The organism is Planctomycetota bacterium, from assembly GCA_035384565.1.
In the GTDB taxonomy this organism is placed as follows: Bacteria; Planctomycetota; PUPC01; order DSUN01; family DSUN01; genus DAOOIT01.
The window spans coordinates 18,965-40,720 of record DAOOIT010000044.1 but is presented as its reverse complement, the minus strand read 5'-3'; the positions used below and the strand labels follow the sequence as shown (position 1 = coordinate 40,720).

The window sequence follows — 21,756 nt, the reverse complement described above, 5'->3', positions numbered from 1 at the left end:
CCTTCTCGGGGAGTGATCCGGCAACGACCTACTTTCCCGGTTAAGGCGCCAGTATCATCGGCGCAGAGGGCTTAACTGCCGTGTTCGGAATGGGAACGGGTGTGGCCCCTCTGCTATGGTCACCGGAACACACTTGGCCGCGTCCCCCCCGGGTGGGGGAGGACGCGAAGATGGGTGGCAGGGCGCTGGAGTAAGCTTCTGGTCCGCTGGGGGGAGAGAGTAGGAAATGTCGCGGTCAAGTCGGTTGGCAGATTAGTACCGGTTAGCTGAAGGCATTGCTGCCCGTACACAACCGGCCTATCGACCAGGTGGTCTGCCTGGTGCCTTCAGAGCTGCCTTTCGACAGCTCAGGGATACCTCGCGTCTTGGGGAGGGCTTCCCGCTTAGATGCTTTCAGCAGTTATCCCCTCTCGACGTAGCTACCCGGCGCTGCCCTTAGCAGGACAACCGGTACACCAGAGGTCGAGCGACCGAAGTCCTCTCGTACTATCGGCCGTACCCCTCAAGTATCCTACGCCCACATCAGATAGGGACCGACCTGTCTCACGACGGTCTAAACCCAGCTCACGTACCGCTTTAATCGGCGAACAGCCGAACCCTTGGGACCTCCTACAGCCCCAGGATGCGATGAGCCGACATCGAGGTGCCAAACCGCGCCGCCGCTATGGACGCTCGGGCGCGATCAGCCTGTTATCCCCGGAGTACCTTTTATCCGTTGAGCGACGGCCCTTCCACACGGGACCGCCGGATCACTAGGACCTGCTTTCGCATCTGCTCGACTTGTGTGTCTCGCAGTCAAGCTCCCTTGTGCCCTTACACTCGCCGCACGATTGCCAACCGTGCTGAGGGAACCTTTGTGCTCCTCCGTTACGCTTTGGGAGGAAACCGCCCCAGCTAAACTGCCCACCTAACACTGTCCCGTCGCCGGCTCACGGCGTAGGGTTAGAGTCCTGTGATAACAAGGGTGGTTTTTCATATTGCGGCTCCACCAGGACTAGCGTCCCGGCTTCAACGCCTCCCACCTAGACTACACATGTTAGAACAAGACCCAATGCTAGGCTACAGTAAAGGTTCACGGGGTCTTTCCGTCTTGATGCGGGAAAGCGGCATCTTCACCGCTGCTACAGTTTCGCCGAGCCCCCCTTTGAGACAGCGGCCACGTCGTTACACGATTCGTGCAGGACGGAACTTACCCGCCAAGGAATTTCGCTACCTTAGGACTCTCATAGTTAGAGCCGCCATTCACCGGAGCTTCGGTTCAGAGCGTCGCCCCCGAAGGGGCTAACCCTTTCCCTTGACTTACCGGCATCGAGCACGTGTCACTCTCTATACGTCGTCGTTTGACTTGGCAGAGAGCTGTGTTTTTAGTAAACAGTCGCGTGGCCCGGTTTGCTGCGGCCTCCGCAGGCTCCCCGTGGTCCGGTTCACCCGTAGAGGCGCCCCTTCTCCCGAAGTTACGGGGCTATTTTGCCGAGTTCCTTAAAGGGGGTTCTCTCGCGCGCCTGAGGATTCTCTCCTCACCTACCTGTGTTGGTTTGCGGTACGGTCACTCCGCACGTTCGCCCTTTCGGGCACCTAGAGGATTTTCTCGGCGACCCGCGTTGGCCTCTTATCATGCAAAAGCCTTCGCACCTCCTTCGGGTATGTGGCCCGCGGATTTGCCTGCGGACCCCCTATTGAGGCTTAACGGCCGTGTGCTAGACGAGACCGCGGCCTAGCTGGTCGCGTCCCCCATCGGTACGTGCAGGTGGCGAAGGAATATTCACCTTCTGTCCATCACCTACGCCTTTCGGCCTCGGCTTAGGGACCGGCTAACCCTGCCCTGACTTACATGGGACAGGAAACCTTAGGCTTACGGCGAGCGGGATTCTAGCCCGCTTTGGCGCTACTCGTGCCGGCATACTCACTTCCACTCGGTCCACGGCTCTTTTCAGTACCGCTTCAACCCTGAGTGGAAAGCTCCCCTACCGCCCACCTTGCGGCAGGCCCGCAGCTTCGGTACCGCGCTTGAGTCCCGAGAATTATCGGCGCAAGAGTGCGTCGACTGGTAAGCTATTACGCACTTTTTAAATGATGGCTGCTTCTAAGCCAACATCCCAGCTGTCTGAGCACTCTCACTTCCTTTTGCACTTAGCGCGGATTCGAGGACCTTAGCTGGCGGTCTGGGCTGTTTCCCTCTTGACCACGAAGTTTATCCCCCGTAGTCCGAGCCCCGGGATAGTCGCCGCGGTATTCGGAGTTTGGTTGAGTCGCGTAGGCTTGCGGCCCCGCAGACTCATTCAGTGCTCTACCCCCGCGACGTAGTTGCCCGAGCCCATACCAAAATATGTTTCGGGGAGAACCAGATATTTGCGTGTTTGATAAGCCTTTTACTCCTATCCACAGCTCATCCCACTGGTTTGCAACCCGGACGGGTTCGGACCTCCACGGACTTTTACGCCCGCTTCATCCTGGCCATGGATAGCTCACACGCTTTCGGGTCTGCTCCGTGCTACCGTATCGCGCTTTTGACACTCGCTTTCGCTGTGGCTCCGCCCCTGAGGGGCTTAACCAAGCAACACGAAGCAACTCGCCGGCTCATTAACCAAAAGGCACGCCGTCGCACCTCATCAACCCTCCGCCCCGAAGGGCGGCCGCGACAGAACGCCTCGCCCCGAAGGGCAAGACGAGCCACCGCAGACGGGGACGAATGGTGCTTCGACCGCTTGTAGATGTGCGGTTTCAGGTTCTATTTCACCTTCGCCTAACAGGCTTGCTTTTCACCTTTCGCTCGCGCTACTTTTGCGCTATCGGTCGCCCAGAAGTACTTAGCCTTGGGAGGTGGGCCTCCCGGGTTCAGGCCGGGTTCCACGTGTCCGACCCTACTTGGGAAATCGTCAGCAGAGGGCCCTCTCCTTTCGCCTACAGGCCTATCACCTTCTGTGGGGCACCTTTCCAGGTGCTTCGACTAGGAGGAGCTTTTGTAACTCTGCCGCAGGGTCCTGTTCCCCTGCGAAGACGACCCCCGCAACCCCGGCCGCGCAACGCACAGGGCTTGGCACGCGGCCGGTTTAGGCTCGTCCCCTTTCGCTCGCCGCTACTGAGGGAGTCGAGGTTTTCTTTCTTCTCCTGCAGGTACTGAGATGTGTCAGTTCCCTGCGTTCGCCTCCGCACCCTATGGATTCAGATGCGGATAGCCGAGCATTGCCTCGGCTGGGTTGCCCCATTCGGAAATCCCCGGATCACAGCAAGCAGCAGCTCCCCGGGGCTTATCGCAGCTAGCCACGTCCTTCATCGCCTCTGGGCGCCAAGGCATCCACCGCACACCCTTCGTAACTTGACCGCGACAATTCCTGCCCTCTCGGGCAGCAGTCGTCGCAGACCGCTACGTTTTCTCACGCCAGCGGACCAGATGCTCACTCGGCGCTACACCGCCACCCATCTTGTCAAAGAGCGATGCCCGAACGTGACGACAGTCACCTCCAGGGCATGGCGTATTATAGCGCATCTGGCGGGGAAGTCAAGGCCAAATTTTCTCCGCCACGACCGCCACGGCAACACCGCGCGCCACTCGCCCGAACCGCCATCGCACCTCTCGCTACCCATTGAGGTGGGCAGGACATCCTCGCCCCACGCGTTGTGCTTTCGGCGTCCGCCGCGTGCCGCCGCGGTGCCTGGCGCTCCGCGGCTCCAGGGTCGCGCGGCCTGCCCGAGGGTGCGCCGCAGCCGCCTCCTCTCTTGTCCTCCCCTGTGCGCGCGCTCGAGAGCGTCGCGCGCGCGTTTCGCGTCCCGCCTCGCCCTTGAAATGGATCGCCCCAGGCGGTATGCTCGTGGCCGTGTGGAGGCGCCCGCCCAGGAGAGTCTGGGCCCGCGCCGCACGCAGGAGGCCATCCGTGAGAACACGACTGGCCGTGGTAGACGGCGACCGCTGCGTGGGCTGCGAGGTGTGTATGTTCGCCTGCGTGCGCCGCGCGGGCGAGGGCGGCCTGGCGCACGCCCGCATCCACGTGCGGTCCGACGGCGGGATCGAGCGCGGCTTCGTGGTGGTCGTGTGCCGAGCCTGCCCCGAGCCCCAGTGCGCGAAGGTGTGCCCCGCCAGCGCCCTGGAACGTCGCGATGGCGGGGGAGTCAGGCTCGTGGCCGAGCGCTGCCTGGGCTGCCGCAACTGCGTGGCCGCGTGCCCCTTCGGCGCGGCGTTCTGGGACGATGAGACGCACAAGCCCGCGATCTGCCTCTACTGCGGCTACTGCGCCCAGTGGTGCCCTCACGGGGTGTTGGCCCTTGAGAAGACGAAGGAGGCCGCCCATGCTTCCTGACGACCCGCTCTCGAGGGTGCTCGTGGTGGACCTCTCGCGGCGCGAGGCGCGCGTGGAGAAGCGCCCGGAACTCTTCGAACGCTCGCTCGGCGGGGCGGGGGCCGCGATCGGGCTGCTCGACGAAGAGTGCCCGCGGGGGGCCGACCCGCTGGGGCCGCACAACCCGATCGTGCTGGCCGTGGGGCCGCTCACGGGGCTCTTCCCGCTGGCGTCGAAGACGGTCGCCATGTTCAAGTCGCCGCTCACCGGCAACCTGGGCGAGAGCCACGCGGGCGGGCGCAGCGCCGTGGCGCTGCGCCTGGCCGGCTACGGGGCGCTGGTGCTGCGCGGCGCGAGCGAGTCGCCTGTCTACGTGGCGGTTCACGGCGACAGGGTGTTCTTCCGCGACGCCTCGAGCCTCTGGGGCGTGCGCAGCAGCGCCACGGTGGCCCGTGTGATCCGGCAACGCGAGCCCGAGGCGGGGTTCCGCTCGATTCTGCGGATCGGGCGGGCCGGCGAGGAGCGCCTGCCCTATGCGTGCGTGACGACCGAGACGTACCGCCACTTCGGGCGCATGGGCCTGGGCGCTGTGTTCGGGGCCAAGCGGCTCAAGGCCCTGGTCGTCTCGGGCCGCCGCTCGCTGCCCGTGGCCGACGCCAGGGCGTACCGGCAGACGTACCGCGAGATCCACGAGGCGGCCGTGGCCTCGCCGCTGATGAAGAAATACCATGATGTAGGCACGCCGGAAAACGTCGTGCCGCTGAACCTGCTGAAGGGCCTGCCCACGCGCAACCTCCAGCAGGCGTGCTTCGAGGGGGCCGAGAGAATCTCGGGCGAGCATCTGGCGGAGGAGTTTCTCGGCCGCCGGCTGGCCTGCGCCCATTGCCCCGTCGGCTGCATCCACCTGGCGGCGCTGCGCGAGCCTTCGGCGCACGAGCCGTACTTCTACAAGACCTCGATGATCGGCTACGACTACGAGCCGATCTACGCGCTCGGGTCCCTGCTCGGCGGTGCCGAGCCCGCGGGGCTGCTGCGGCTGATGGACGCCATCGAGGTGGTGGGCCTGGACGCGATGAGCACGGGGGTGGCCCTGGCGTGGGCCACCGAGGCGATGGAGCGCGGCCTCGTGAAGCCCGACGACGCCGGCGGCCTGGCCCTGCGCTGGGGCGACTATGCGGCCTATGCCCAGGCCGTGCAGTGGCTCGTCGAGCCGCCGACCGACTTCTTCCGGGCGCTGGCGCGCGGCGTGGAGCACGCCTCGGCCGTGTACGGCGGGGCCGACTTCGCGCTGGCTTTCGGCGGCCTCGAGATGCCCGGCTACCACACGGGGCCGGGCGCGCACCTGGGCTTCCTCACGGGCGCGCGGCACAGCCACCTCGACAGCGCCGGCTACAGCCTCGACCAGAAGGCCGTGAAGGCGGGCGACCTGCCCTCGCCGCCGCAGGTGGCCCAGAGCCTGCTCAAGGAGGAACGGTGGCGGCAGGTGCTCTCCAGCCTCGTCGTCTGCTTCTTCGCCCGCAACATCTACGCGGCGCCCGTGGTGGCGAAGGCCCTCGCCAGCGCGGGCATCGCGCGGGGGGAGGGCGACCTCACGCGCCTGGGGGCCGACGTCCTGAGGGCGAAACACGCCTTCAAGCGGCGCGAGGGCTTCTCGTGGAGCGGGCTGCGCATTCCGCGCCGCATCCTCGACACGCCATCGCCCCTCGGGCCGCTCAGCCCGCAGTTCCTCGAGGAGGCCCTCGCCGCCTTCGCCGCCGCGGCCGAAGCGCCTGAGGCGTGAACGGGGGGCGCGACCCAGGATAATGGGCCGCCGTGCACCGAGCTTTGTGTGGCACAGCCGCCCTCGGCTGTGCTTGTGGGCGGGACGTCCCCGTCCCGCGGTCCGCGGCGTGTGGACACGCCGCCCACGATCTACAAGTGAAGACAGAGCCGAGGGCGGCTGGCCCACACGGTCACCTACTTTCCTGGTTCGCACCCCTGAACGGGGGGCAGGCTTGCAGCCGGCCGCCAAATGCCGCAGAATGGTAGGGTCGGGAGGAGAGGAGAGCCACATGCGGAATGCCCTGTGGGCCGTCGCGGCGGCCCTGTGCGCGTGCGCGCTCAGCGCCTGCGGCGAAAAGAACAGCGCAGCAAAGCGGTCGGGAGCCGTGGTGAACGCGTCGGCGAAGGGAGAGAAGGCGCCGAATCCGTCGGGGAAGGCGGCGACGCCGGGCGGCCTGGTCGAGGCCACGCCTCCAGCGGACGACGGCCCGCCGGCCCCCGAGGGGTTTCCCACAGACGTGCCGCTGCCCAAGGGCGGCGCCGTGGTGGCCTCGAGCCGCCAGGCGGGGGCGGCCACGGTGCACGTCGAGGTGGCGGGCGAGGTGGAGGCGGTGGCGGCGGCCCTGGCCGAGAAGATGAAGACCCGCGGCTGGGCCGACGGCGGCAGCGTGGCCATGCCGCGTGGCGCAGTCACAACGTTCCGCAAGAACCGCCGGACGGCGACCGTGAGCGTGGTGGGCGAGGGCGGGAAAACGACCGTGCACGTGGTGGTCGAACCGGGCGGCTGAGGCTCCGGACGGATTGGCGCGAAAACATAACCTGATTCTAACAATTCCGCGCCATGCTGGGCGAGTGCCACGTGGGAACGGAGGGCCGCGATGAGCGCTCCCGAGGATGTCGTGCGGCCGGCCGCAGGGGTCGAGAGGGGCCCGGCCAGGGTCGTCGGCGTGATTGACATCGGCGCGAACGCCGTGCGCATGGTGATCGCGCAGGTGCGGCCCGACGGCGCCATCGAGGAACTCGAGCGCACGCAGCGCGCCGTGCGGCTGGGCCACGACACCTTCACCCACGGTCGCCTGAGCCAGCGCGCGATGAACGCCGCGCTGGCCGTGCTGCGCGACTGCAAGAAGCTGCTCGACACCTACCAGGCCGAAGCCGTGCGCGCCGTGGCCACCAGCGCCGTGCGCGAGGCGTCCAACGCCGACGCGTTCGTGGACCGCGTGGCGATGGCGGTGGACCTGGACCTCGAGGTGCTCGACCCCGCCGAGGAGAGCCGTCTGACCGTGTCGGCGGTGCGGCAGGCGGTGCAGGGCGCTCTGGACCTCGGCCAGGCGCACGCCCTCATCGCCGAGGTGGGCGGCGGCAGCACGCTGCTCACGGTGCTCGACCGCGGCGCCATCACGGCGTCGGCCAGCTACGCCCTCGGCTCGATCCGGCTCCAGGAGCACCTGGCCACCACGCAGGAGCCGCAGGCCCGCGCTGTGGCGCTGCTGCGGCAGCAGGTGTCGAACGTCGTCGAGGCGATCAAGCGGGCGCTGCCGCTGGGCCAGGTGAACACCTTCGTGGCCGTGGGCGAGGAGGCGCGCTTCGCCGCGCAACACATCGGCCAGGCGGCCGCGCCCGCGGGCCGCGTGTGGGCGGTCGAGGCCAAGCCCTTCGACCGCCTGGTGGCCGACTGCGCGCGGCTGTCGCCCGAGCGCCTGTCGAAGAAGCACGGCCTGCCGCTCCAGAGCACCGAGCGGCTTGTGCCCGCTTTTCTCATCTACCACGCGCTGCTGCACGCCACGCCGGTCGAGCGCATGCTCGTGTGCGGCGTGTCCATGCGCGACGGCCTGCTGCTGGACCTGGCCCGCCGCGTCCGGGGCGCCGACGACCCCGAGCTGGCCGAAAGCGTGGTGCAGTCGGCCCGCACCATCGGCGAGAAGTACCGCTACGACGCGCCGCACGCCGAGCACGTGGCGGCTCTGGCCGTGCGGCTCTTCGACGAGCTTCAGGGCGAGCACGGCCTCTCGCCGCGCCACCGCCTGCTGCTGCGCGTGGCGGCCACGCTGCACGAGATCGGCGGCTTCGTGAGCAACCGCTCGCACCACAAGCACAGCTACTACCTGATCGCCAACTCCGAGGTCTTCGGCCTGCGTCGCGAGGAGGTGCTCGTGGCCGCCCACGTGGCGCGCTACCATCGCCGGGCCGCGCCCAAGCCCAGCCACCTGGAGTACCTGGCGCTGCCGCGCGAGGACCGCATCGCCGTGAACAAGCTGGCCGCCCTGCTGCGGGTGGCCGACGCGTTGGACCGCGGCCATGCCCGCCAGGTGCGCGACTTCCATATCGAACGCGCGCCCGGCGAGCTGGTGCTCTACGTGCGCGGCGTGGCCGACCTCACGGTCGAGCGCCGCGCCCTCGAGGAGAAGGGCGACCTGTTCGAGGACACGTACGGCCTGCGCCTGCGCCTCGAGGAGGACGCCGCCCCCGCGCCCGACGCCCGACGGGCCAGCCCCATGGAGTGAGCCGTGGCCAAAGAGCCCGATCTCGATGCCCCGGAGCTGTTCTTCAACCGCGAGTTGAGCTGGCTGGAGTTCAACGACCGCGTGCTGCGCGAAGGGCTGTCGCCCGACGTGCCGCTGCTCGAGCGCCTGAAGTTCCTGGCCATCGTCAGCTCGAACCTCGACGAGTTTTTCATGGTACGCGTGGCCGGCCTCAAACAGCAGGTGGCCGCGGGGCGGACGGCGCGCGACCCGAGCGGCCTCACCCCCGCCGAGCAGCTCGAGCGGATCAGCCGCCGCGCCCACGCGATGGTGGCCGAGCAGGCGGCCGGCATCCGCGAGGCCCTTGCCCAGCTCGCCGCCCGCGGCCTGCGCGTGCTGGCCCCCACCGAGTGGACCGCCGAGCAGCGCAGCTACCTGCGCTCCTACTTCGCCTCGGCCGTGCTGCCCGTGCTCACGCCGCTGGCCGTGGAGGAACTCCAGCCTTTTCCCATTCTGCCCGGCCTCGGCCTCAACCTGCTGCTCGGCCTCGCGCCCGCCGACAGCGCCGACGGCGCGTGGAAACTGGCCGTCGTGCCCATTCCCGCATCGCTGCCACGCTTCATCCCCGTCCCCGCCGCCGAGGGCCTCAACCAGGCCGTGCTCGAGGACGTGATGGTCGAGTTCATCGGCCAACTCTTCTCGGGCCTCGAGGTGAAGGCGGCCACGGTCTTCCGCCTCACGCGCGACGCCGATGTGCCCGTAACCGACGACGATGCCGCCGACCTGCTCCAGCTCATCGAGGAGGCCGTCCGCTCGCGCCGCCGCCAGGGCGTCGTGCGGCTGAGCCTCTCGGCTCACGCCGACCCGCGCCTGCGCGACTGGCTCAAGCAGTGGTGCGAGGTGGGCGACGACGACGTCTACGAGGTGGACGGGCTGCTCGACGCGGCGGCCCTCTTCGAGATCGTCAACCGCCCCGGGTTCGACGCCCTGCGCGAGCCCGACTGGCCGCCGCAGACGCCGCGCGATCTGCTGGGCGCCGACGACCTCTGGCAGGCCATCGCCGACCGCGACGTGCTGCTCTTCCACCCCTACGAGTCGTTCCAACCCGTCGTGCGCCTGCTCGAGCTGGCGGCCGACGACCCGAAGGTGATCGCCATCCGGCAAACGCTCTACCGCGTGAGCGCCGACTCGCCCATCGTCGCCGCCCTGGCCCGCGCCGCCGAACAGGGCAAGCAGGTGACCGCGCTGGTCGAGCTCAAGGCCCGCTTCGACGAGGCGCGCAACGTCAACTGGGCGCGCCGCCTCGAGGACGCCGGCTGCCACGTCCTCTACGGCGTCGCCGGGCTGAAGACCCACGCCAAGCTGCTGCTCATCATCCGCCGCGAGGAGCACGGCATCCGCCGCTACGTGCACGCTGGCACGGGAAACTACAACGACCGCACGGCGCGCCTCTACTCCGACGTGGGCCTCTTGACGGCTGACCGCGACTTCGCGGCCGACGCCACGGCCTTCTTCAACCTGCTCACCGGCTACTCGCAGGCCGTCGGCTGGCACAAGTTCGCCATCAGCCCCACCGAGAGCCGCGCGCGCTTCATCGAGCTCATCGAGCGCGAGGCCGCCGCCTCGACCCCTGATCAACCAGGCCTGATCATGGCCAAGATGAACTCGCTGGAGGACAAGGCCCTGATCCAGGCCCTCTACCGCGCCAGCCGCGCCGGCGTGCGCGTGCTGCTCAACGTGCGCGGCATCTGCTGCCTGCGGCCCGGCGTGCCCGGCGTCTCCGAGAACATCGAGGTCGTCTCCATCGTGGACCGCTACCTCGAGCACGCCCGCCTCTTCTACTTCCGCAACGGCGGGCACGACGAGGTGTACCTGTCGAGTGCCGACTGGATGGGGCGGAACCTGGATAAACGGCTGGAAACGGTCTTCCCCATCACTGCCGCGCCCTTGCGTGCGCGGCTTGTGGGGGCGCTGGAGACCTACTTCGCCGACAACGTGAAGGCCCGGCGCCTTCAGCCGGATGGCTCCTGGGCGCCGGTGCGCCGGCGCGGCAAGCCCGTGCGCGCGCAGCAGAGGCTCTACGAGGAAGCCGTCGAGGCGGCTCGCGCAGCCGACCAGGCCCCCCTCCAATTCCGCCCCATGACCCGACCCGAAGAGAGGCCATAGAAACCGCGGCGGCAGGGGGGTTGCGTGGCTGACCGCGATTGTCGCGCTTTCGCGCGAAAGCGCGACAATCGCTCCACCAGCAGCATCCTCCCGTGTGCACGGGTCAATGGCTCAAGGAGGCCGGCGACGCCACCAGAATGCCAGGACGACCAGCACCCCGCAGGCGAGAACGAACGCCAGGCTGTCCGCGATGAGCATGGAGGTGCGCATCACGCCCGGCCGCGCCGCCAGGAGGAAGATGGCCAGGTCCACGCCTGTGACGGTGATGCCCAGAAGAGCGTAGGTGAGCGTGACGAGCGGCGCCCAGGGCCGGCCGCGTCGCCAACCCAGGCCGGCCGCGACGAGCAGCCCGCCGAGAAAGGCCCCACAGGCCGACGAGAGGGCCGCCCACGGCACGTCCAAGCCCATCGCCTCGACGCCGTGCGCCGCCCAGTCGCGCGGCCCGAGGCCCAGATCGCACCCTGCCAGGCGCAAGAGGCTTACGGCGAACGGCACTAGCCCGGTCACCAGCCCCACGCCGCCGCAGACCATGAGGAAGTCGCCAGCGACGATGGCGCGGCGGGATGGCGTGCCGTCGCCCATGCTACTTCACAGCCAGATAGTACAGCTTGCCCTCGGCCCGGGTGCGGCCGGCCAGGTTCATCGCGTCGGGACCCACGCCCATGTAGATGTCGCAGCGCCCCGCCGAGCGGATGGCGCCGCCCGTGTCCTGGTCGAGCGTGAAGGCATAGAACGGCTCGAGCGTGACCTGGCCCGACGAGGCCATCCTGGGGGCCTTGGTGACCACGTACGAGAGCAGGCCGCGGGGGAACACCGCCTTGTCGGTGGCAATGCTGCGGTATGGCGTCACCGGCGCGTTGAGCGAGCCGCGCGCCTCGCCCTCCTGCTTCTGGAAGAAGACGTAGGAGTCGTTCTTATAGACGTAGGTCTTCATCTCATGGGGGCGTTTGTCGAAGTACTCGATCATCTTAGCCAGCGAGAGCTCCTCGGGCGCGATCTTCTTGTCGGCCACCATGGCCAGGCCCACGCTGCCGTAGGGGCGGTCGGTCTTGCCCGCGTAGCCGATGTTCATGGTGGTGCCGTCGGGCAGCTCGATCTTGGCCGAGCCCTGCACGTGGCAGATGTGGACCTCGAGGGGGCTCTTGAGCCACACGAGTTCGAGGCCCTTGCCGGCCAGGATCTGCTGGGTCTCGATCTCGCGGCGGGTGTAGTAGGGCACGATCTCGCCGCTCTCGGTGCGGCGGCCCACGGGCGTGCCGTCAGGCTTCGTCACCAGGTCGTCGGGCCGCTTATATAGAGGATAGTTATAGTCGGGCGTGCGCACCAGACTGCCCTTGAAGATCGGCGTGCAGTAGCCCGTGAAGAGCACCGTGCCCAGCTCGTCGCAGCCGCGGGACATGTAGACGTCGTAGCGCTCGGTGATGAGGCGTTGGAGGTCCACCGCGTCCTTGGCCTCGCCGAGCAGTTTCTTGAAGGCCTCGAGCGTGGCGATGCAGCGGTCGTGGCTGATCCCCTGGTCGTTGGGCACCTTGTAGGGGAAGAACTCTTTCGACGACGGCTTCTTGTAGTACTCGAGGCTGTGGTCAATGGCCTCGATGAGGCCGGCGCGGTCCTTGAACCCCACGCCGAAGTCCGGGTAGTCCTTGGGGTCAATCTTCACGAGGGCGTTTTCGCCAGGCGGAAGCGGCTTGGCATAGTCCTTGGCCTTCTTGCGGCAGCCGAGCCAGCCGCACGAGGTCATGGCCAGGCACAGGGACCCGATGAGCACGGCGCGCAGGGTGGACCACATGAAGCGACGCTCCTAACAGGGGCACCCTCGTTATGACGGGGATCGGCCGCGCGCGGGGAACTTGCGACCGACGCCTATACTACCGGGCGGCTCGGGCAATGTCAAGGCCGGGGCGTGGAATTGTTTGGGGGCGGGCCCCCGGCAGGCTCGAGCCCCGCCTTGAAGTCGTCGGGGTTGATGCCGAGCTTGCGCACGCGGTGCCACAGGCTGGCCGAGGTGATGCGCAGCAACGCCGCGGCCCGGCTCTGCACGCCCCCCGTGCGGCGCAGCGCGTCGAGAAGCAGCTGGCGCTCGATCGCGTCGAGCACCTCGTCGAGCGAGCGCCCGGGCGGGATGTCGGGCTTGCCCGGCAGGCGGGGCGTGAAGCTCGCGATGTCGGGCGGCAGGCACTCGACGTCCAGCGTGTCGCTGCGGGCCCGGAGCACGGCCCGTCGGACAATGTTCTCCAGTTCGCGGATGTTGCCCGGCCAGTCGTAGCTCAGGAGGGCCTCCATGGCGCCGCTGGTGAAGCCGCGGACGCTCTTGCGGTTCTCGCGCGCGTGCTGGCGCACGAAGTGCTCGGCGAGGGGCCGAATGTCCTCCCGCCGCTCGCGCAGGGGGGGGATCACGATGGGGAAAACGTTCAGGCGGTAGAAGAGGTCCTGGCGGAAGGCGCCCTCCTCGACGGCCTTCTCGAGGTTCCGGTTGGTGGCGGCAATGACGCGCACATCGAGCTTGAGGGTCTCGGTGCCGCCCAGGCTCACGCACTCGTGGCGCTCGAGCACGCGGAGCAGCTTGGCCTGGGTGGAGAGGGGCAGCTCGCCGATCTCGTCGAGGAAGATCGTGCCGCCGTTGGCCAGCTCGAACCAGCCGGGCTTGCGCTTGACCGGGCCGGTGAAGGCGCCCTGCTCGTGGCCGAACAGCTCGCTCTCGAGCAGCGTCTCGGGCAGATTGGCGCACAGCACCGTTTCGAACGGCCCGGAGCGGCGCAGGCTGTTCTCGTGGATGATCTGGGCGATCAGGGTCTTGCCGGTGCCGGTCTCGCCCAGCAGCAGCACGGTGGCGTCGTTATCGAAGATGTCTTTGAGGTCGCGCAGCACGGCCTGCATGGCGCGGCTCTCGGCCACGAGGTTCTCGACGCGCAGCTCGGTGCCGAGGCGGCGGGTGAGCGCGGCCACCTCGCCGAAGAGCCGGCGCCGCTCGAGCGCGCGGCGCACCACGATGGCCAGTTCGTCGATCTGGAACGGCTTCTCGAAGAAGTCGTAGGCGCCGGCCTCGATGGCCTTGACGGCCATCTCGCGCGTGCCGTAGGCCGTCATCATGATGACCGGCATCTGCGGGTCGTTCCGCAGGATGCGCGGCAGCGCCTCCATGCCGCTCAGGCCCTCGAGCATGATGTCGAGGAGCACGGCGTCGAAGGCTTCGGCCTGGAGCCGCTCGATGGCCGCCTCGGCCTTGTCGGCCACGGCGCACTCGAGGCCGCGCGCCTTGAGCGCCTCGCGCAGGGTGTACTGGACGTGCGGATCGTCGTCTACGACCAGGATCTTTCCAGGCATCGGCTCACACTCGCTAAGGCCCCCGCCGGGTTTCGAGACGCGCTCCCGCACGGGAGCGGGCCGCTAGGGTTCTACGGCTTCCGGCGCCGGGCCGGCGGCCGGGAGCTCGATGGTGAACGTCGTCCGCCGTCCGGGGCCGCTGTCCACCCGGATCTGCCCGCCGTGCGCCTTGACCACCTGTTGCGACAGGGCCAGGCCCAGCCCCGTGCCCCGGCTGCGCGTGGTGAAGAACGGGGTGAAGAGCTTCTCCTGCACCTCGGGCGGAATGGGCGTGCCGGCGTTCGAAATGGCCACCGACACCCGGGCGCCGGCGGCCGAGGTGGCCACGGCGATGTCGCCGCCGGAGCGGGTCGCCTGGTAGGCGTTGCGCAGGATGTTCAGCACCACTTCGGCCAGCCGCTCGCGGTCCCCCTGCACGAGGGGCAAGCCGGGGGCGTAGTCGGCTCGCACCTCGACCCCTTTCGTCTCGGGGTCGTGCCGGCACAGTTCCACCGTGCGGCGCACCAGGCCGTTCACGTCCACAGGCTCCACCTTGCGGGGCTCGGGTTGGCCGATCGTGAGCAGTTCCTTGCAGATGCGCTTGAGGCGCTCGATCGACTCGAGCATCATGCGGCAGTGCTCGCGGTGGGGCGAGTCGGGCGGCGACTGGTCGCGGATGAGCTCGACGAGGCCCGACATGGCGGCGAGCGGATTGCCGATCTCGTGGGCGAGGCGGAAGGCCATCGTTCCCAGCAGGGCCAGGTTCTCGGCCTGACGCATCACCTGCTCGGCCATCTTGCGCTCGGCCAGGTCCTTGAAGGTCACCACGGTGCCGAGCAGCGCGCCGGCCTCATTGCGCAGGGGCGACAGGGTGTAGCCCAGGCGCGCGAGGCGGCCGTCGCGCGTGCGCACCGTCGCCTCCGCCGACGAGACGCTGGCGGCGCCCGCCAGGGCCCCGCTCACCGAGCCGATGAACGCCGCGTTCGTGGGCTCCTGGGGCAGCACCTGGCCGAGCCGGCGCCCGATGGCGTCGGCCGCCGGGCAGCCCAGCACCCGCTCGGCCACGGGGCTGAAGCTCGTCACCACGCCCTCCTGGTCCAGCGTCATCACTGCGCCCTCGAGGCTGCGCAGGGTGTAGCTGTCGCGCACCAGCGTCGCCATCGAGCTCACCACGTCCTTCAGCGTGCTCCGGAGCAGATCGTGGCCTGGTGGGGCCTGCGTCTCGGGAGTCAGCGCCCCTGCCACGCGGCGCACCGACTCCATTCGCGACACCAGGCTGCGCAGGGGCCGGGCGAGCCATTCGGCCAACACGATCGCCACCGCGAGCCCCAGCAGCGCAAAGGCACCGCCCACGGTGAACACCCAGGTCACGCGCCGCTCCAGGCCGCGCACCGTGGTGGGGCGCGCGCTCTCGAAGAGCAGGGGGTAGCAGACCCAGAGGAGCACAAAGCTGCTCAGCAGCACCACGAAGCCCGCCGCCAGCGGCAGGGCGATCGTCAGGCGCGAGCGCAGCCGGCTCGGGAGCCGTGCGCCTTCGGCCGCGGCGCTCGCCGCTCGCACGGTGCATTCCTCGGCTTCAGGCATACGCTCGTCCCACTCGCGGGGCGGGGTTCCCTCGGGGCACAAGTTCTCGTGAGTTTATCCCGGCCCCGGAGCGCTGTCAAGCACTCGAATCAAGCCATCTGGAATCCTGCCGAAGCGGGCGCCGGAGCCCCAGGCCCTGCGGAAAGACCCGCCCCCTTCGAATTCGGTGCGGTCATCGGGAGCAAACCATGGGAAATGGAGAAGATACGCTCTCGCACCTGCTGAGGTGTTTCTGGACTTGGTGAGCCGGCTGCCGCCGGCACGGCGTCTCTCTAGCCCATCAGGGTCTGGCGATCCTGACGTGGCGGCCGTTGGGGAGCGTGGGATGGGGGCTGCGGCGCCGTGGATGCCTCGCCATAACCCTATATGCCGCAACGCCTTACGCACTCCGGCCGCTCCTGCCCCCATACCTGCTCATCCCGCAGATGAGCGAGTATGGCCGGAGCCGCGAGAATCGCCCATTCTCGCCCATCTACCCATGCTGTATCACTTCCCCCCCTCACAGGGTTGATACAGCATGGGCAGGCTGCGCCCGCCAGCCACTCGGCACAGCCCTCCCCAGGAACCGCCAGGTCCGCCAGGAGCAGGCGCGCCCACGCCCTGCCCCAGGCCAGTCGAGGCAGGATCGCCAAACCCCGAAGGGCCTTCTCTCTCCCCGAGAGGCCCTGCAAGAGAGGAATGACCCTGTGTCGCAGGGTAAGGAGACGAATGGCTCGGCGAGAGCCCCCAGGGCAAGAGCCATGAGTGGCTTGACAAGGGACGCCGGCGGCTTGATGCGCGGCGGCGGTTGCAGTATAAGGGAGGCAGGCGACGCGGCCCCCACGCGGGGCATGGGCATGAGCGCTCTCAGGAGGTGCCGGGATGAAGCGCAAGGTCGTCATCATCGGCGGCGTGGCGGCGGGGCCGAAGACCGCTGCACGCCTGCGAAGGCTCGACCCCGAGGCGGACATCACGATCGTCGAGAAGGGCCATTTCATCTCCTACGCGGGATGCAGCCTGCCCTACTACGTCGGCGGCGTGGTACGAGAGCAGAAGGAACTCACCGCCACGCCGGCCGGCGCAGCCCGCGACCCGGCCTACTTCCACAAGCTCCTCAACGTGCGCGTCCTCACCCACACCGAGGCCACGCGGGTGGACCGCGCGGCGAAGCGCGTGGAGATTCGCGACGCCGAGGGCACGCGCTGGCTGGACTACGATGTGCTGGTGCTGGCCACGGGCGCGAAGCCGCTGCTGCCGAAGCTGCCGGGCGTGGAGCTGCCGAACGTGTTCACACTGCACCGCATCGAGGACGCCGAGGGGATCAAGACGGCCCTGGCCGGCGGCCGAGGCGAGGCCCGCGAGGGCGAACCGCACTACTTCGAGCACCCCGCTCCGCATCGCCACGCGGTGATCATCGGCGGCGGGCTGATCGGGGTCGAGGCGGCCGAGGCCGCGGCGCAGTGCGGCTGCCGCGCCACCATCATCGAGATGCTGCCGCAGATTCTGCCCATGCTCGACTGGGAGCTGGCGCGCCTGGTCGAGCAGCACCTGGCGGCCAAGGGCGTGCGCGTGCTCACCGGCGCCACGGCGAAGGCCATCGAGGGGCGCGAGCGGGCCGAGGCGGTGGTCGTCGGCGACGAGCGAATCCTCGCCGACGCCGTGATTGCGGCCGTGGGCGTGCGGCCGAACAGCGACCTCGCACGCGAGGCCGGCCTCCAGACCGGCCCCACCGGCGGCATCGTCGTGGACGCCGCGATGCGGACGGCCGACCCCAGCATCTACGCCGTCGGCGACTGCACGGAGGACCGCCACCTGATCTCGGGCCGGCCCATGTTCCTCTCGAACGGCGCGAGCGCGAACAAGAAGGGCCGCGTGGCGGCCAACGCCATCGCGGGGCGGCCCGACCAGTTTCCCGGCATCGTCGGCTCGGCCGTCTGCAAGGCGTTCGACTTCACCGCCGCGCGCACCGGCCTCGGCGAGCGGCAGGCCCGCGAGCTCGGCTTCGACGCCGAGACCTGCCTCGTGCCCGCCCCCGACCGGGTGCACCACTACCCGGGAGCGAAGCTCGTCGTGCTCAAGCTCATCGCCGACCGGCGCACCCGCAAGCTCCTCGGCGCCCAGGCCGTGGGCGCCGGCGAAGCCGCCAAACGCATTGACGTGGCGGCCACGGCCCTCGTCGCCGGAATGACCGTGGACCAGGTGGCGAACCTGGACCTCTGTTACGCGCCGCCCTACTCGGCCCCGCTCGACAATATCATCGCCGCCGCAAACGCCCTGCGGAACAAGCTCGACGGGCTGATGCACGGCCTGTCGCCGATGGCCGTGAAAGCGAAACTCGACGCGGGCGAAGACTTCCTGTTCCTGGACGTGCGCACGCCGCCGGAGTTCGACAAGGTGCGCCTTCCGGGCGCCATGCACATTCCGCTTGGGGCCCTGCGCGACAAGCTGGGCGAGTTGCCCCGCGGCCGGGAGATCGTGGCCTTCTGCGCCGTGTCGCTGCGGGCCTACTCGGCCGAGCGGATGCTGCGCGCGGCCGGCTTCACGAAGGTCGCGGTGATGGAGGGCGGCGTGGCGGCGTGGCCCTACGAGAAGATCGCCCAGAAGGCCTGAGCCGCGGCGCTCCGCGCGAGGGGCGCGGCGAGGCCGCCTCCGCCATCGCCCTCAGGTTCTCGAGCGGGGTGTCGGGCGTGGTGCCTGTGCCCGACGACAGCAGCAGGCGGCGCCCCGACGCGGCGGCGAGCGCGGCGCGAGTCTCGGCGCGCACGGCATCGGGCGTTCCCTTGCGGAGCGCTCCGTGGGGGTTCAGGCCGCCGAAGAGCACCATTCGGTCGCCCACCTTGGCCAGCAGGTCGGGCAGGGCGTGCACATCGCTGCCGAAGTGCCACACGTCGGCGCCGAAGTCCAGCACCATGCCGATGTGCGCATCGGCGTGGCGGCCCTCGTTGTGGTAGATACGCACGGCGCGCGGGAACTCGGCGAAGAGGGCCTGCTCGCAGGGCAGGATGAACTCGCGGAGCGCGTCGGGCGGCACCTGGTTGGGCACGTGGTCGGCCACGCACAGCGCCTCGATGCCGCCGAAGGCCTCGTGCTGCTTCCGCAGCCAGGCGATGAGGAAGTCGGTGACGAGGCGCAGCAGGGCGTGGAGGCGGCGCGGGTCATCGTACATCGTCAGGTAGAAACGCTCGTAGCCCATCAGCAGGCCGGCCACCTCGGCCGGGCCCATCGTCATCGCCCAGCGTTCCATCTCGACGCCCTGGGCCTTGAGCTTGCGGCGCATGGCCTCGCGCTGCGCGAGCACGAGCGGCATCAGGCCGTCGAGGCCGGGCCGCGGGGGCCTCAGCGTGTCAATCTCCCGGGCGTCGCGAATCACCTCGCTCAGGAATGGCGCGCCCTGTTCGAACCACTGGATGCGCCCGCCGAAGGCGGAGACCTCCACGATGACGCCGAAGTCGGCGAACACGCCTGGCAGAATCAGCGCCTCGGGCAGCAGCTCCTTGAGGCGGAGCTGGAGCCGCAGCTTCTCGTCGGCATCGAAGTAGTAGCGCAGGAAGTCGGGCACACCGCCCACGGCGCCCGCGTGGCAGGGAAAGAAGTCCCAGACGGCGGGCAGGACGCGCGGTTGCGGGTCGCGCGCGAGGGTCGCGAGATCCTGGTAGCTGGGCATGGGCAGACCAACTCCTTGCTGCGTGAGGGCACAGGATAGCTCCAAAGGGCCAGGGCCGCAAGTGGGGAGGGCCCGCGCCGGGGCGGTTGCGATGTCTGAAGTTGCTGAGAGTAAGTCACTTGCGCGCGGCTTCCGAAAACTGCCCCCCAACCCAGCCCCGCCGTATGGCAATTCATGGCCTTTCTTGAATGTGGCATCCTCTCTGGTGCGATTCTTAGACCGCCCACAAAGGGTTGCGCCGAGTCGTTGCCATGCCTCCTTCCGGCCTCTGTGTGCTCCAGGGGCCTCCCTCCCGAAGGTTCCAATCCCTTCGGGAGGGTAACAGGAAAAGCGAGCGCTGGGGGTCTTGCCAACCTCCCGCGGGTTCGCAACCCGCGGGAGGTTCCCGTGCTGGGGGTCTTGCCCTCCCGAACGTGTTGGCACGTTCGGGAGAGGGCTCGCGGATCGGTTCCAGACGGAGTCTGTGCCGCTGGCGAAGGCCAGAGTTCATCTCGCAGCCGCCTCGCCCGCGCCCGAGCGGTTCAGCGCACGAGGAGACTGGGGGGCGATACCTAGTGGCGGGAGAGACTTTCATAGTTGTTCAAGTATGCAAGCATTCTCCCACACCGCGGCAGGTCTTGGGCGCCGCCAAGCGGCCTCTCCTACCCGCCGGCCCCGCTTCCGAGAGTCTCCTTGCTTTCCAGAGCGGAGCGGCCCGTCTGCGCCGCGTCTGCGGCGCGCGGGGAGCGAAGCTAAGGAGCCGTTCGAAGGCGCCAACGTGATGGAGAGTGCCGTGTTGCGGGAACTCATCGCCAAGAAAGGTGTCTCGAGAGGCTCAGCATGAGGTGATGATAGCTTGGTTGAGTCCCAGCGGCGCAAAGGGGGCAGACGCAGGCTAGAGGATTGCATACTTGTTCAACTATGCAATTCCTCTGGAGTGCGTGGAATCTCCTGCGACAACGAAGTGAGTGGGCAGCGTTTCCAGAAGGCATCCCAGGCGCCGTCGGTCTCTTCACCCCCTGACACGCCCACGGCTTCCGCGATTGGCGGTCTGTAGCCCTGCAAGGGCGGGATGGGATAGCCCAGGGCGAAGCCCTGGGAGCTGAACCGCTCCGGGGCCAGCCCTGAAGGGGCGAGAGAGCCTTGCGCGTGCCCCTTATCTCGCCCTTACAGGCTACCTTGGAGGCCACGGATTCCCAGGGCTTCGCCCTGGGCTATCTCATCCCGCCCCGTTGGGGCTCAGGATAGCTCGAAGATCGAAACCGGGGATGTGTCGGCTTCACCCCCTCTTGCACCCTCTGGTCGGAAACGTATGATCATAGCAGTCCAAGCCCCGCAGACAGCTAGAACGCGGCGATCGAGAACCACTGAGGACCTAAGATGTCAAGTGACTGGGCCGACTTCCTGGCGACGACCGAGCACCGGCGGCCAAGCCGCATCCTCTACCACGCCGGCTTCACGGACGATCTGCGCAAGCGCCTCGTCGAGCACATCGGCACCAACGACATCGCCGGCCACTACGGCTTCTACCGCTCGGCCGGCCTGAGCCTCAAGCGGCCCGAAGGGCTGCCCCCGCTCGACTTCTCGCGCTACTGGCACGGCGAGACCCTGCCCGCGGGCACGACCTTCGACGGCCACGGCGTGGCCATGGTGCCCTCCGGCTTCTACCACTTCTGGGGCTACATCTCCCCCCTCCGCCACGCCAAGAGCCTCAAGGACATCGAAGACTATCCCCTTGAGGACGTGAGCGGGTGGGGCACCGATCATCTGGCCGCCGCGGTGGCCGCCGCCCACGCAGCAGGCAAGGTGGCCGTCGGCTGGGTCGGCCACATGTACGAGACCGCGTGGCAGATCCGCGGCTACGAGCAGTTCCTCCTCGACACCATCGAGCGCCCCGCCTGGGCCGAGTGCCTCCTTCAACGCCTCTACCAGCAGAACATGCTCCGCGCCATTGCGTTCGCCCGCGCAGGCGCCGACCTGATCACGACCGGCGACGACGTGGCGAGCCAGAAGGCCCTCATCTTCGCACCCGACACCTGGCGCCGCCTCATCCACTCCCGCTGGGCCGAGGTCTGGCGCACCATCAAGGAGATCCGCCCGACCACGAGAATCTGGTACCACAGCGACGGCAACATCGCGGCCATCGTGCCCGAGCTGGTCGAGGCCGGGCTCGACATCCTCAACCCGCTCCAGCCCGAGTGCCTCGACGTGGATGCCCTCCACAAGCGCTTCGGCGACCGCCTCACCTTCGACGGCACCATCGGCACCCAAAGCACCATGCCCTGGGGCACGCCCGAGCAGGTGCGGGCGCGGGTGCGCGAGGTCATTCGCAAGTACGGCCGCCGCGGCGGCCTCATCATCAGCCCCACCCACGTTCTCGAGCCTGAAGTGCCCCTCGCCAATATAGACGCACTCTTCGCCGCCTGCCGCGAGTTCGGCTCCTTCTCCTGAGGGCCTCGCTTCCAGGCAGGCGACGGTCCGGGAGAACCGGGCCGCAGGTGGGCGGAACCACGTGCCGATGGCCCCGTCCGCGCCGCAAGGCCCCACGGGGTGGCCTTGACACGCGAGTCGCGGGCGCCTATCA

Annotated in this window: 12 protein-coding genes and 2 rRNA genes; 7 read left to right on the top strand and 7 right to left on the bottom strand. The window is 68.6% G+C overall.

What is annotated here, in order from left to right; genetic code table 11:
* Positions 1–15 precede the first annotated feature (15 nt).
* Both rrf and PLE19_16125 read right to left on the bottom strand, forming a co-directional pair.
* A 5S ribosomal RNA gene (rrf, locus tag PLE19_16130) occupies positions 16–127 on the bottom strand.
* A 104-nt stretch (positions 128–231) separates the two neighbouring features.
* Positions 232–3,322 (bottom strand): 23S ribosomal RNA (locus PLE19_16125).
* Positions 3,323–3,872: 550 nt separating this feature from the next.
* On the opposite strand from PLE19_16125, the gene PLE19_16120 reads away from it, so the two are divergent.
* The 5 genes from PLE19_16120 to ppk1 all read left to right on the top strand — a co-directional run bounded on the left by PLE19_16120 (position 3,873) and on the right by ppk1 (position 10,663).
* Entirely contained in the window at positions 3,873–4,295 is a 423-nt protein-coding gene (locus tag PLE19_16120; GenBank protein HPD16481.1) for a 4Fe-4S dicluster domain-containing protein, read from the top strand.
* Positions 4,285–6,054, top strand: coding sequence for an aldehyde ferredoxin oxidoreductase N-terminal domain-containing protein (locus tag PLE19_16115; GenBank protein HPD16480.1), 1,770 nt, complete (start codon positions 4,285–4,287; stop codon positions 6,052–6,054). The genes PLE19_16120 and PLE19_16115 overlap by 11 nt, the downstream gene beginning before the upstream one ends.
* A gap of 271 nt (positions 6,055–6,325) precedes the next feature.
* The gene (locus PLE19_16110; protein ID HPD16479.1) at positions 6,326–6,823 is read left to right on the top strand and encodes a hypothetical protein; all 498 of its coding nucleotides are present in this window, start codon (positions 6,326–6,328) and stop codon (positions 6,821–6,823) included.
* A gap of 90 nt (positions 6,824–6,913) precedes the next feature.
* On the top strand, positions 6,914–8,539 hold the full coding sequence (locus PLE19_16105; GenBank protein HPD16478.1) for a Ppx/GppA phosphatase family protein: 1,626 nt from the start codon (positions 6,914–6,916) through the stop codon (positions 8,537–8,539).
* A 3-nt stretch (positions 8,540–8,542) separates the two neighbouring features.
* Complete coding sequence (gene ppk1, locus PLE19_16100; protein HPD16477.1) at positions 8,543–10,663, top strand: polyphosphate kinase 1; 2,121 nt, start codon at positions 8,543–8,545, stop codon at positions 10,661–10,663.
* A 111-nt stretch (positions 10,664–10,774) separates the two neighbouring features.
* Here the strand turns inward: ppk1 and PLE19_16095 are convergent, their stop codons facing one another.
* The 4 genes from PLE19_16095 to PLE19_16080 all read right to left on the bottom strand — a co-directional run bounded on the left by PLE19_16095 (position 10,775) and on the right by PLE19_16080 (position 15,526).
* The gene (locus tag PLE19_16095; protein ID HPD16476.1) at positions 10,775–11,245 is read right to left on the bottom strand and encodes a hypothetical protein; all 471 of its coding nucleotides are present in this window, start codon (positions 11,243–11,245) and stop codon (positions 10,775–10,777) included.
* A gap of 1 nt (position 11,246) precedes the next feature.
* The gene (locus PLE19_16090) at positions 11,247–12,452 is read right to left on the bottom strand and encodes an MltA domain-containing protein (GenBank protein HPD16475.1); all 1,206 of its coding nucleotides are present in this window, start codon (positions 12,450–12,452) and stop codon (positions 11,247–11,249) included.
* 101 nt (positions 12,453–12,553) lie between these two features.
* On the bottom strand, positions 12,554–13,987 hold the full coding sequence (locus tag PLE19_16085; GenBank protein HPD16474.1) for a sigma-54 dependent transcriptional regulator: 1,434 nt from the start codon (positions 13,985–13,987) through the stop codon (positions 12,554–12,556).
* 63 nt (positions 13,988–14,050) lie between these two features.
* Entirely contained in the window at positions 14,051–15,526 is a 1,476-nt protein-coding gene (locus PLE19_16080) for an ATP-binding protein (protein HPD16473.1), read from the bottom strand.
* 885 nt (positions 15,527–16,411) lie between these two features.
* Between PLE19_16080 and PLE19_16075 the strand changes: the two genes are divergently transcribed.
* Positions 16,412–18,139, top strand: a complete 1,728-nt coding sequence (locus PLE19_16075) for an FAD-dependent oxidoreductase (GenBank protein HPD16472.1) — start codon at positions 16,412–16,414, stop codon at positions 18,137–18,139.
* Here the strand turns inward: PLE19_16075 and PLE19_16070 are convergent.
* Entirely contained in the window at positions 18,069–19,193 is a 1,125-nt protein-coding gene (locus PLE19_16070; GenBank protein HPD16471.1) for a uroporphyrinogen decarboxylase family protein, read from the bottom strand. The genes PLE19_16075 and PLE19_16070 overlap by 71 nt on opposite strands.
* Positions 19,194–20,552: 1,359 nt before the next feature.
* Here PLE19_16070 and PLE19_16065 point away from each other — a divergent pair.
* Positions 20,553–21,623 (top strand): uroporphyrinogen decarboxylase family protein, encoded by a 1,071-nt coding sequence (locus PLE19_16065; GenBank protein ID HPD16470.1) that lies wholly within the window; start codon positions 20,553–20,555, stop codon positions 21,621–21,623.
* Positions 21,624–21,756: the final 133 nt, after the last annotated feature.

Coding starts and splice junctions, on each gene's coding strand:
- PLE19_16110 (HPD16479.1), top strand. CDS start 6,326: ATGCGGAATGCCCTGTGGGCCGTCGCGGCGGCCCTGTGCGCGTGCGCG.
- PLE19_16095 (HPD16476.1), bottom strand. CDS start 11,245: ATGGGCGACGGCACGCCATCCCGCCGCGCCATCGTCGCTGGCGACTTC.
- PLE19_16065 (HPD16470.1), top strand. CDS start 20,553: ATGTCAAGTGACTGGGCCGACTTCCTGGCGACGACCGAGCACCGGCGG.
- PLE19_16090 (HPD16475.1), bottom strand. CDS start 12,452: ATGTGGTCCACCCTGCGCGCCGTGCTCATCGGGTCCCTGTGCCTGGCC.
- PLE19_16085 (HPD16474.1), bottom strand. CDS start 13,987: ATGCCTGGAAAGATCCTGGTCGTAGACGACGATCCGCACGTCCAGTAC.
- PLE19_16075 (HPD16472.1), top strand. CDS start 16,412: ATGAAGCGCAAGGTCGTCATCATCGGCGGCGTGGCGGCGGGGCCGAAG.
- PLE19_16070 (HPD16471.1), bottom strand. CDS start 19,193: ATGCCCAGCTACCAGGATCTCGCGACCCTCGCGCGCGACCCGCAACCG.
- PLE19_16115 (HPD16480.1), top strand. CDS start 4,285: ATGCTTCCTGACGACCCGCTCTCGAGGGTGCTCGTGGTGGACCTCTCG.
- PLE19_16105 (HPD16478.1), top strand. CDS start 6,914: ATGAGCGCTCCCGAGGATGTCGTGCGGCCGGCCGCAGGGGTCGAGAGG.